General features: G+C 68.5%; 7 protein-coding genes. 3 read left to right on the top strand and 4 right to left on the bottom strand.

The genetic code is table 11. The annotated features are described in order from the left end of the window. From B0W88_RS08800 to B0W88_RS08810, 3 genes are all read left to right on the top strand, one after another. Positions 1-1103: cytochrome P450 (locus B0W88_RS08800; RefSeq protein ID WP_077034291.1), on the top strand; the 1103-nt coding region annotated here is incomplete at its 5' end. 78 nt (positions 1104-1181) lie between these two features. Next, the gene (locus tag B0W88_RS08805; RefSeq protein WP_077034292.1) at positions 1182-3161 is read left to right on the top strand and encodes an OPT family oligopeptide transporter; all 1980 of its coding nucleotides are present in this window, start codon (positions 1182-1184) and stop codon (positions 3159-3161) included. Between the two features lie 42 nt (positions 3162-3203). Further along, positions 3204-4928: a diguanylate cyclase domain-containing protein gene (locus B0W88_RS08810; protein WP_083748664.1), complete on the top strand. Its 1725-nt coding sequence runs from the start codon at positions 3204-3206 to the stop codon at positions 4926-4928. A 4-nt stretch (positions 4929-4932) separates the two neighbouring features. On the opposite strand, the gene B0W88_RS08815 is transcribed toward B0W88_RS08810, so the two are convergent. The 4 genes from B0W88_RS08815 to B0W88_RS08830 all read right to left on the bottom strand — a co-directional run bounded on the left by B0W88_RS08815 (position 4933) and on the right by B0W88_RS08830 (position 11570). Further along, positions 4933-6648, bottom strand: coding sequence for a M14 family metallopeptidase (locus B0W88_RS08815; RefSeq protein WP_077034294.1), 1716 nt, complete (start codon positions 6646-6648; stop codon positions 4933-4935). A gap of 87 nt (positions 6649-6735) precedes the next feature. Beyond that, positions 6736-7503: a class II glutamine amidotransferase gene (locus tag B0W88_RS08820; protein WP_077034295.1), complete on the bottom strand. Its 768-nt coding sequence runs from the start codon at positions 7501-7503 to the stop codon at positions 6736-6738. A gap of 26 nt (positions 7504-7529) precedes the next feature. Further along, positions 7530-8750 carry a geranylgeranyl reductase family protein gene (locus tag B0W88_RS08825; RefSeq protein WP_077034313.1) on the bottom strand — a complete coding sequence of 407 codons (1221 nt, stop codon included), beginning with the start codon at positions 8748-8750 and terminating at the stop codon, positions 7530-7532. A 204-nt stretch (positions 8751-8954) separates the two neighbouring features. Then, positions 8955-11570 (bottom strand): TonB-dependent receptor, encoded by a 2616-nt coding sequence (locus B0W88_RS08830; protein ID WP_158080826.1) that lies wholly within the window; start codon positions 11568-11570, stop codon positions 8955-8957. Positions 11571-11591 lie beyond the last annotated feature (21 nt).

Raw genomic sequence — 11591 nt, forward strand, 5'->3', positions numbered from 1 at the left:
GCTGGGCCCGCCAGCGCCGCATGGTGATGGCGGGCTTCGACCCCGCTCATGTCAGAGACTATTTCCCCGCCATGCTGAAGGTCGCCGGCCGGCTGGCCGCGCGCTGGGAGCGGGCCGCCGATGCGGGTGCGGCCATCGAGCTGCAGCCCGAGCTGATGCGCTTCACGGTGGACACGATCGCGGGCCTGGCCTTCGGCGCCGAGGTCAACACGCTGGAGTCGGATGAAGACCGCATCCAGCGCCACCTCGACAAACTCTTCCCCGCGCTGTTCGCCCGCGTGCTCTCGCCGCTGCCGACCTGGCGCTGGTTCAAGCGCGAACGCGACCGCGCGCTGGAGGCCAGCATCATCGAGATCAAGGCCGCGGTGGAAGGCTTCATCGCCGCCGCGCGCGAGCGCATGGCCGCCGAGCCCGCGCTGCGCGAACGGCCCGCGAACCTGCTGCAGGCGATGATCGCCGCGGCCGACCGGCCCGACAGCGGCATCGGCGACGAGGAAGTGGCCGGCAATGTGCTGACCATGCTGCTGGCCGGCGAGGACACCACCGCCAACACGCTGGCCTGGATGATCCACCTGCTGTGGCGCCATCCCGACGCCATGGCGCGCGCCAGGGACGAGGTGCGCACGGTCATGGGGTCAGGTCTTGTCGAGCAGTGGACGGTCGAGCAGTTGGCCGGGCTGGACTTCCTCGAAGCCTGCACCCACGAGACGATGCGCCTCAAGCCGGTCGCCCCGATGCTCGGCCTGCAGGCCAGCCGCGACACCACGCTGGCCGGCGTCGAGGTGCCGGCCGGCACCATCGTGATCACGCTGCTTCGGCGCGACAGCGTCAGCGAGACGCACTTCACCGACGCGGCCCGCTTCGATCCGCAGCGCTGGCTGGGCCGGGACGCCTCCTCGGCCAAGCGCATCGCGATGCCTTTCGGCGCCGGCCCGCGCATCTGCCCGGGGCGCTACCTGGCCCTGCTGGAGATGAAGCTGGCGATGGCCACGCTGCTGGCGCGCTTCGACATCGCCGCGGTCACGCCGGACGAGGCGCCCGAGCGCATGTCCTTCACGATGGGGCCGGACGGCCTGGCGATGCGGCTGGACCGGCGCCGGTGATCGGGGCATCCACCCTCCCTGGGCGGCGGACAAAGCGACGATGATGCGCGCCATCCTCACATCCGTCCTGCCACGCGCATGTCCACACCTCTTCCCCCGAGCGCCGACGAACAGCGTCTCGAACTGACCGTCCGCGGCCTGATCCTCGGCGTGCTGATCACGGTCGTCTTCACCGCCGCCAACGTCTACTTCGGCCTCAAGGCCGGCCTGACCTTCGCCACCTCGATCCCGGCCGCCGTCATCTCGATGGCGGTGCTGCGCGGCTTCAAGGGCGCGACGATCCAGGAGAACAACATCGTGCAGACGGTGGCCTCCAGCGCCGGCACGCTGTCTTCCATCATCTTCGTGCTGCCGGGCCTGATCATGATCGGCTGGTGGCAGGGCTTCCCGTACTGGAGCTCGTTCATGATCTGCGCGCTGGGTGGCGTGCTGGGCGTGATGTATTCGATCCCGCTGCGCCGCGCGCTGGTGACCAACTCCGACCTGCCCTACCCGGAAGGCGTGGCCTGCGCCGAGGTGCTGAAGGTGGGCGCCGAAGGCGATGACCCGGCCGCCGGTAAACAGGGCCTGCTGGCCATCGTCTGGGGCAGCATCGTCTCCGCCGTGTTCGCTGTCGTGGTGGCCACGCAGGTGTTCGCCGGCGAGGTGGCCAAGTTCTTCCGCCTCGGCGACGACAAGACCGGCCCGGCCAGCGGCTTCAACATCTCGCTGAGCTTCGCGCTGCTGGCCGTGGGCCATCTGGTGGGCCTGTGGGTGGGCATCGCGATCCTGGTCGGCGCGCTGATCGCATGGGCCGGCTTCGTGCCTTCATTGACCTCGGGCATCACCGGCGAGACCGCGGCCATCGCCGTCGCGGCCTGGAAGACCAAGGTGCGCTTCATCGGCGCAGGCACCATCGGCGTGGCGGCGATCTGGACGCTGCTGACGCTGGCCAAGCCGGTGTTCACCGGCCTGCGTTCGGCGATGGCCGCCTCGCGCGCACGCCAGGGCGGCCAGGCCGGACTGCTGCCGCGCACCGAGCGCGACATCCCGATCGGCATCGTGGGCCTGATCACGCTGGTCTGCATGCTGCCGATCGGCTGGCTGCTGGCCGACTTCGGCAACGGCGCCGGCCTGTCCAGCCAGATCGGCCTGCTGGTGACCGGCGGCGTGGTCTACGTGCTGCTAATGAGTTTCTTCGTGGCTGCGGTGTGCGGCTACATGGCGGGGCTGATCGGCTCGTCCAACAGCCCGTTGTCGGGCGTGGGCATCCTGGTGGTGATCGGCGCGGCGCTGATGCTGGCGCTGGCGGTCAAGCCGCTGCTGCCGCCGGAGTCGACGAAAGCGCTGGTGGCCTTCGCGCTGTTCGTGACCTCGGTGGTGTTCGCCGTGGCCACGATCTCCAACGACAACCTGCAGGACCTGAAGACCGGCCAGCTGGTGGACGCCACGCCGTGGCGCCAGCAGGTGGCGCTGATCGTCGGCGTGGTGGCCGGCGCGGTGGTGATCCCGCCGATCCTGGACCTGCTGAACAAGGCCTACGGCTTCGCCGGCGCGCCCGGCGTCGATGCCGCCCGCGCGCTCGCCGCCCCGCAGGCCGCGCTGATCTCGGCCCTGGCGCAGGGCGTGATCGGCGGCGACCTGCCGTGGAACCTGATCGGCATCGGCGTAGCGATCGGCGTGGTCTGCATCGTCATCGACCGGGTGCTGCGCGCCAATGGTTCCGCCTACCTGCCGCCGCTGGCCGTGGGCCTGGGCATCTACCTGCCGACCTCGTCCACGCTGATGGTGGTGATCGGCGCGGTGGCCGGCTGGTGGTTCGACAAGCGCGCCGAGCTGACGGCCCGCCCGGCCGCCACCAAGCAGCTCGGCGTGCTGCTGGCCTCGGGCCTGATCGTCGGCGAGAGCCTGATCGGCATCGTGCTGTCGGCGCTGGTGGTGTTCTCCGGCCAGGACGCGCCGCTGGCGCTGGTCGGCCCCGGCTTTGCCGACGCGGCAGTGGGGTTGGGCGCGCTGGGCTTCCTTTTGGTGGGGGTGTTGATGTACCGTTGGGTCCTGCGGCTGTCATCCGCACGTTGAACCCACGCAAGAGGGTTCGCTAACTGGGAGGTTCCACTGACCGTGGCCGACGGGAAAACAACACCCGCGGTCACCACCAGTCCGTCACTGCGCGGCTGGTTGGTGACGACCGTGCTGCTCAGCGTGGTTGCGGCCGTGCTGGCATGCGCCCTGCTGATCGAGCGCTTTGCCCGCGCCCACGCGGAACGCACCGCGATCGACTCGCTGTCGCAGATCTCCGACGATTTTCGCGACGCGCTGGACCGCGGCATGGCCCAGCAGTTCCAGGAGGTGCGCGTGTTCGCGCAGCTGGAACCCTTCCGCCGCTTCGACGACCCGGCCGCCGTGCGCCGCGCGCTGGACGAGGTCCATGCCGGCTTCCCGCACTTCGCCTGGATGGGGCTGACCGACCGCGATGGCAAGGTGCTGGCTTCGGCCGGCGGCCTGCTCGAAGGCGTCAACGTGTCCAAGCGCCCGTGGTGGCAGGGGGCTCATGAAGGCCAGGGCCTGTTCGTCGGGGACGTGCACGGCGCCGTGCTGCTGGAGAAGCTGTTGCCGCGCCAGGCGGAACCCTGGCGCTTCGTCGATTTCGCGGTCCCGATCCGCGACTCGAGCGGCCAACTGCAGGGCGTGTTCGGCGCCCACCTGAGCTGGACCTGGGCGCGCCGCATCAAGGACGAGCTGATCGATGCGGCACTGCAGGTCCACGAGGTCGAAGCCCTGGTGCTGGCCCGGGACGGCACCGTGCTGCTGGGCCCGCCGGGCGCCGAGGGCAAGCCGCTGCCCGGCCTGCCTTCCACGCTGCTGAGCAGCGCCGGGACCAGCCAGCAGCTGCAGGTGCAGGGCCAGGAGTGGTTCGTCGTCACCGCCGCCACCCGCGGGCTGGGCGACTATCCCGGCATGGGCTGGGTGGTGCTGCTGCGCAAGCCGGTGCAGGCGGCGCTGGCCGACTACTACCAGCTGCGCCTGAAGATCGCGCTGGCTGCGCTGGGCCTGGTGGCCCTGTTCATGCCGCTGGCCTGGTGGCTGGCGCGGCGGCTGACGCTGCCCCTGGTGGCGCTGTGCAATGCGGTGGCCGGCCGCTCGCGCCTGGCGGCCGGGCAGGCGCTGCCGCAGGTGCGAGGCTTCCGCGAGGTGGAACTGCTGTCCAACGCGCTGGGCGAGCTGTCCGAGCGGCAGGCCGAGCAGGATGCGCTGCTTGAGCACCGCGTGGCCGAACGCACCGAGGCGCTGCAGCAGGCCAACGAACGGCTGGCAGCGAGCGAGCAGCGGCTGGACCAGCTCTCGCGCAGCGACACGCTGACCGGCCTGTCCAACCGCCGCCAGTTCGACGAGCGGCTGCCGCAGGCGATGGCGCGCAGCCGCCGCAATGGCCGCCTGATGGCGCTGATCTACCTGGACCTCGACAAGTTCAAGGCCATCAACGACGGCCTCGGCCATGCGGCCGGCGATGCAGTGCTGCAGCAGTTCGCGCAGCGGCTGCTGGCCTGCGTGCGCGAGACCGACCTGGTCGCGCGCCTGGGCGGCGACGAATTCGTGCTGGTGGTCGAGAACGCGGCCCACCAGGCCGACATCGAGCACGTGGCCGACAAGATCCTGGCCGCCATGCAGGTGCCGATGATGCTGGCCGACGGCCGCGAGCTGCCGGTGGGCACGAGCGTGGGCGTCGCCATCTACCGCAACGAGGCCGGCGTGGACGCGCGCCAGCTGCCGGCCCGCGCCGACACGGCGCTGTACGAGGCCAAGGCGGCCGGGCGCGGGACCTACAAGGTCCTGGCCACCGCCTAGCCGATCAGTCCAGCGACACCTCGGTCCGCACGACACCCGCCCGCTCGGCGCTGGCGCTGAGCGCCAGCCGCGTGCCCTTGGGCGCCCGCACGATCCATTCGCCGACGGCCCGGTCGGCCGTCACCTCGCGCGGTGGCAGGAAGGACAGCAGCGAGGCCTGCGGCGCATGGCCTTCCAGCTGCGGGCCCTCCATGCGCTCCTTGCCGGCAATCAGGCTGATCTCCGGGTTGCCGCTGGGCAGGTGGATCTCGAACATCACGCCGCGCACGATCTTGCGCTCCAGCGCCCGTCGGGTCACATAGGCCGGCAGGTAGCCGCTGTTGGCCACGGCCAGGCGGATGCGCCAGCTGTCCGGCCCCAGCGCGCGCACCTCGGTACGCAGCAGCTCCAGCCGGGGCAGCGAGAGCGCGATCTGGTTCATCCAGGCCGGGAAGCGCGCCACCTCGCGCTCGCGCAGCGCCGGCGGCGGATTGCGCCAGTAGTTCATCTTGTCCCAGCCACCGATCTCCACGGCGCCCAGCTGCGGATGGTGGAAGGGCGTCCAATCCACATGGGCCTGGCCGCCGCACTGCTCGTCGCTCCACTTCAGCAGCTTCAGGTCGTCCTCGACCGGGTGGTCGCGGTACCACTCGATCCAGCGCGTGTTCTCCACCCCGGCCTCGCGGTTGGGCGACCACAGCTCGACGACCCAGAACAGCGCGCCGAGGTGCTCGTAGATCCAGTCCTGCGTGCCGCTGATGACGTCCTTCGGGTGGTACTTGAACTCGTGCCAGATGCTGATCGCCGGATAGCCGGTGGCCTTGGCGCCGAGCTCGGAGAAGCGCTTGTAGCACCAGAGGTCCTCGGCAATCATGTCGTCGTCGCTCTGCGTGCCCATGGGCCGCAGGATCACGCCGCTGTGGGTGTGATAGCTGATCGCAGCGCCGATGTTCGGATGGCTGGCAATGAAGTCCACCATCGCCCGCACCTCGGGCTCGCTGGCCGGATAGGGCCCCGCGCCGACCTGCTTGAATTCCTGGCGCCACTCGCTGGGGAAGTTGCGGTTGAGGTCCAGGCCCTCGCGGTCCTTGTTGACGGTCACGGTGAGGCCGTTGTGGGCCTTGACGAAGCCTTCGGGGATCAGGCGGAAGTACTCGCCGCCGTACTCGCCGGGCTCGCGCTGCACCATCAGGCGCGGCTCGTCGGCGTGCTTCTTCCAGCCGCCGTGCGGGTCGGGCACGCGCATGGTCAGGATGCGGCCGTCGCCGTCCACGTCCTCGATGGTGAGGCCGTCGACCGGCTCGTCCGCATACGGGTAGGGGCGCACCGAGGAGCGGATGTGACGGGGCCGGTCGGCCAGGGCGAGCTCGGCGCCGTCGGGGTTCAGGCGCGGCACCATGTAGATGACGCGGGTGTCCAACAGGTGCGTGACCTGACGGCCAAGTTCATCTGACTCGCCGAAGCTGGTGACCAGCTGGTGCAGGTAGTACAGGCAGGCCGTGCAGGCCGTGAGCTCGGCGGCGTGGATATTGCCGTCCAGCCAGAAGGCGGGCTTGTCCACGTCGATGCCGCTGGCGGTGTTGGTCAGCACGACGACCCAGATGTCGCGCCCCTCGTGGCTCTTGCCGATCGAGCGCACCGACACCAGGTTGGGCAGCGCCTCCGCATAGGAGAACAGCAGCTGCGTCAGCTCTTCGTGCCGGTAGAACTGGTCAAAGCGCGGGGTGGGCAGACTGGCCATGGTGGAGAGCGGGCTGTGAGGTGCTCGCAGGATTGCAGATTGGCCGGCAATTGGCTATGGGGGTCTCACCGGCGCCGCGTCGATGGCCTACCGGCTCTCGAACGGCGCCAGTGCCCCGTCCACGAACACCTTCAGCTCGCCCGGCTGGAAGGCCGTCCAGGGCTCGTCGTTCGTCAGCGGCTCGGTGGCGATGACGGCCACCTGGTCGCGCGTCGTCGTCTGCGCGGCGAAGTCGACGCTGAGATCCTCGTCCCTCAGCCGCGCCTGGCCGAAGGGATGGCGGCGGATCAGGTAGTGCAGGTGCGTGGAGCCGTGGGCCCAGAGCGCCTGGCCGTTGGACAGCAGCATGTTGAATGTGCCGTGGCGGTTCAGCTGCGGCATCAGCTCGGCCAGCGTGCGGCTGAGCTCCTGGATGCTGGGCACATGGTGGTGCGCCTTGGCGAGTTCCTGCATCAGCCAGCAGAAGGCGCGCTCGCTGTCGGTCTGGCCCACCGGGCGGAAGGCGGCGTGCAGGCGCGGGTGGAAGTCGACCAGGTTGCCGTTGTGGGCGAACACCCAGTAGCGGCCCCAGAGCTCGCGCTGAAACGGGTGGGTGTTCTCCAGCAAGACCTGACCCTGCGTCGCCTTGCGGATGTGGGCGATGACGTTGTCGCTCCTGATCGGGTAGTGCTTGACCAGTTCGGCCAGCGGGGAGTCGCGGGCGCTGTGGTGGTCGACGAAATGGCGCAGGCCGTGGCCTTCGAAGAAGGCGATGCCGAAGCCGTCCTTGTGCTCGTCGGCGCGGGTGGCCAGGCCGGTGAAGCTGAACATCACATCGGTCGGCGTATTGGCATTCATGCCGAGGAGCTGGCACATATCGTCTTTCTACTTCCTCGTCTTCTTCAGTTCCACTCGGTGATCAGCCGTGCCAGGCCCTTGAGGCTGACGAGCTGGCCGGGATTGCTGGTCTCGTTGATGACGCCGGCCATGCGGTTCAGCAGGCGCGGGCTGTGGCGGGCGCGCCAGATCAGCAGGTCGGCGAGCACCGGGAAGGCGTTGATGCGGTTGGCCGTCTCGTAGAGCGCGAAGCGTGGCTTCAGCGCGGCCAGGCCGGCTTCATAGGCTTCACGCGTGCGGGTTTCGTCCCAGCCTTTCTCGCGGCCGCACAGGATCGCGTCGGCGGCCAGCATGCCGGTCTCCATCGCCTTGCCGATGCCTTCGCCGGTGAAGGAATAGGTGCTGCCGGCGGCCTCGCCGGTGACCATCAGGCCAGGGCGCGTCCAGCGGGACCCCTCGAGATTGCAGCGCAGCGGCGCGCCCTTCAGGTCGCCGCCGATCAGTTCGCCTTCGCGCATCAGCAGGGCGGCGTTCGGGTAGTCGCGCACGAAGGCCTCGAAGATCGAGCGCAGGTTGAGGTCCTTCTTGGCGCCGGTGCTGGTGGCGTGGCTGTCGGTCACGCCGACGCCGATGTTGAAGCTGCCGTCCGGCGCCGGGAAGATCCAGCCATAGCCCGGCCGGACCGCGCGGCTCCAGACCAGTTCGAGCGCCTTGATCCGACCCGCAAGACCGGGTGCGCTGACATAGCCTCTCAGGGCGACGCAACTGGGCGACTGGCGTTCGCAGAGCCCGGCGCTCATCAAGGCCTTCGGCTGGGCGCCGGTGGCGAGGATGACCCAGTCGGCGGCGACCTCGATCGTGCGCTCGTCCAGCCTTATCGTGGCACCGACCACCTTGCCCGCATCGTCGATCAGCGGCGCCTCGAACCGCGCCGGCGCGACGAAGCGCGCACCAGCTTCCTGCGCAGCCAGGCACAGCAGTGCATCGAGTTCACGACGCGGCAGCACGGCCAGGTGGCCCGGCACATCCACCCGCCCGCCGCGCGGGCCGATGCAGGCCACGTGGCTGGCGCGCTGCGCCCGAGCCATCACCTGCTCCAGCAGGCCCAGACGCGCCAGTGCCGCATGCGCATCGGGGATCAGGCCGTCGCCGCAGACCTTGTCGCGGCCGAGGGGGTGCTGGTCGATCAGGAGGACGTCGATACCGGCGCGAGCCAGCAGCCGCGCGGTGGCGCTGCCGGCCGGGCCGGCGCCGACGATGAGGACGGTGCAATGCCGCGGGAGCATGGGGGCCGGCTGGCTGGGTTCGGATCCTGCGGCAGAGCCGTCGAACATGGGCTGAGCACTCCTTGTGGGGATGCGTCCGATTCTCGCTCGACACGCGGACCCCGCCGCCCCGAACGGCCATGAAAAAACCCCGGATGCACGGAGCATCCGGGGCCTTGGACTTCGCCATCGTTGCGGGCCGCCAACTGGCGGCCCGGCGGACGATCAGAAGTTGAAGGTACCGCGCACGTAGTAGCTGCGACCCGTCGCGTCAGCAAAGCGCGAGTCCCAGCCACCGGCTTGGAACAGGGCGGCCTGGTTGGTGAACGGCGGAGCCTTGTCGAAGGCGTTGCGCACGCCCAGGACCAGGTTCAGAGCCTTCACCGGCGAGTAGCCGACGAACAGGTCCGTCGTGGTGAAGGCGCTGACCGTGTTCGTCGGGTTGAAGTCGAGGTAGCCCGACTTGTAGTGAACGACTGCGCCGGCCGAGAAGATGTCCTTCGTCCAGTTGACGGCCAGGTTGTGCTGCCAACGGAAGACCGGACCCGAGCCCGAGTACACGCCGACGTTCTGGTTCCACGGACCGTCCTTGTAGTCCTGGTACTCGTACTTGATCACATACGTGCTGTTCAACGAGAAGTCGAACTGGCCGAAGCCGCTGCGCAGGCGGTACTGGGCGCTCAGGTCCACACCGTTCGTGTTGGTGCCGCCGAGGTTCAGCAGGCCCTGGTCAACATAACCGCAGTTGGCACCCGGGCAGTTGCTGGTGATCGACAGGTTGTTGCTGCCGTTGAAGTGGAAGTACTGCTGGAAACTGCTGTACTGGTCGAACAGCGTTTCCTGCGGGATCGAAGCGATCGAGTCCTTGATGCGCACCCACCAGAAGTCGGCACCCAGGCTGGCGTTGGCGATCGGCTCGTAGACGAGGCCCAGCGTGCCGCTCTTCGACTTCTCCGGCTTCAGGTTCGGGTTGCCGCCGTTCTGCACCTGGAACTGGGCATCGCACTGGCTCGGCTTGGCCGGGTTGGTAGCGCTGCAATCGCTGAGCAGCGGGTTGTTGTAGCTGCCGGCCGTATTGGTGAAGGACTTGTTGCCGTACAGCTCGTACAGCGTCGGGGCGCGGAAGCCGGTCGACACCGAACCGCGAACCAGCAGTTCCTTCATCGGCTGGAAGCGGAAGCTCAGCTTCGGGTTCGTGGTGTTGCCGAAGTCGCTGTACTTGTCGAAGCGGACCGAACCGGTGATGTCCAGGCTCTTCAGCACCGGAACGTTCAGTTCTGCGAACACGGCGTCGACGGTGCGCGAGCCTTCCGAGTGGAAGTCCGGGTCCACACCGGTGCTGACTGCCACCTTGGCGGCGAAGTCATGGATGGGTACCGAGATGAACTTCTCGTGGCGCAGTTCGGCGCCGATGGCCAGCTGTGCCGGACGCGAGGCATTGAACCAGTCGCCCAGTTCGCGGCTGCCGCGCACGTTCAGGTTGGCAACCTTGCCCGTCGCGGTCTGCAGCAGGCCATTCAGCGCGGCGGAATTGATCAGCGCCAGGGCTTCAGGCGTCTGGTCACCGAAGGGGTTGATGACGCCTTCCAGCAGGCCTTCGCCAATCATGTCGCCGTCAGCGTAGCCGCCGGTCAGGTACTGGTCGACCTTGTTCTGGTTGTAGGCTGCAACGACCGAGTAGTCCCAGCCGCCGGCGCTGCCGTCTGCCGTCAGCATGCCGCGCTGCTGGGTGTTCTTGTTGGTCTGCTGACGCGGACCGTTCGGGAAGTCGCGCCAGAAGACGTACGCGAAGCCCGGCTGCACATTGACCGGGTTCGGGAAGGCAGCGGTCGGCAGGAAGGCCGGCGCGCCGGCCGAGCCGTCGTCAAACGTCGGGCTCAGGTTGGCATTGGTCGGGAAGTACTTGGTACCCGGGTTGATCAGGTAGCCACCGTAAGGCACCGGCGCCACTTGCGTGGTGACCGTGTTGCGGCTCAGGAACAGTTCACCGCCGATGTTCAGGGTATTGCTGAGCTTGATCGTGCCCTTGAACAGGCCCGAGAAGGTCTCGCTCTTGGGGCTGAAGTCGACGAAGGACGGTGTGACGATCTTGCACTGCGTGCCGCCGGCCACCGGAATCAGCGCCGTGCCCACGCAGTTCGGGGCCGCCGGGTTGTACAGCTTGCCGTCCTGCGCGTAGTTGGCCGGGAAGGTGCTGTTGGACAGGCCGCCGACGATGCGCTTGTTGAAATCGCGCTGCTGGCCGTTGATCTGGTCCTGCTTGCGGTAGCTGAGCGTGCCGAACATGTTGAAGTTCTGCGTCTCGATATCACCGAAACCGAAGCTCACGCTGGCGTTCTTGCCCTTGCCACCTGGGTGCTGAGGCGAGTCGGCACCAATGGTGATGCTGCCGCCGCGCAGGTCGGTGCGGGTGATGAAGTTGATCACGCCGCCGATCGCGTCCGTGCCGTACAGCGACGAGGCGCCGTCGCGCAGCACTTCGATGCGCTCGATAGCCGCGAACGGGATCATGTTCAGGTCAGGTGCCGAGCCGTCGACCGCGTTGTTCGCGATGCGCTGGCCGTTCAGCAGGACCAGGGTCTTGTCGGCGCCGATGCCGCGCATGTCGGCGAAGGTGGAACCGCCACTGCCGGAGCCGATGGCCTGGGCCGCGTTGTTCTGGATCTGCACCGAGCTCAGCGTCGCCATGACCTGCTCGACCGAGGTGACACCAGCCTTCTTCAGGTCGGTCATCTTGACGACGGTGACCGGTACGGCCGTCTCGGCGTCGATGCGCTTGATCGCGGAGCCGGTGACGGTCACGCGCTCGAGTTGCGTTGCGTCGCTGGCATTCTGTGCCATTGCCACAGCGCTTCCGAGGGC

Source organism: Pelomonas sp. KK5 (genome assembly GCF_001984095.1).
Lineage (GTDB): Bacteria > Pseudomonadota > Gammaproteobacteria > Burkholderiales > Burkholderiaceae_C > KK5.

What these genes read in the sequence shown, in the direction of transcription:
- B0W88_RS08830 (WP_158080826.1), bottom strand. Translation starts at nt 11,570, where the DNA reads ATGGCACAGAATGCCAGCGACGCAACGCAACTCGAGCGCGTGACCGTC.
- B0W88_RS08825 (WP_077034313.1), bottom strand. Translation starts at nt 8,750, where the DNA reads ATGCTCCCGCGGCATTGCACCGTCCTCATCGTCGGCGCCGGCCCGGCC.
- B0W88_RS08815 (WP_077034294.1), bottom strand. Translation starts at nt 6,648, where the DNA reads ATGGCCAGTCTGCCCACCCCGCGCTTTGACCAGTTCTACCGGCACGAA.
- B0W88_RS08805 (WP_077034292.1), top strand. Translation starts at nt 1,182, where the DNA reads ATGTCCACACCTCTTCCCCCGAGCGCCGACGAACAGCGTCTCGAACTG.
- B0W88_RS08820 (WP_077034295.1), bottom strand. Translation starts at nt 7,503, where the DNA reads ATGTGCCAGCTCCTCGGCATGAATGCCAATACGCCGACCGATGTGATG.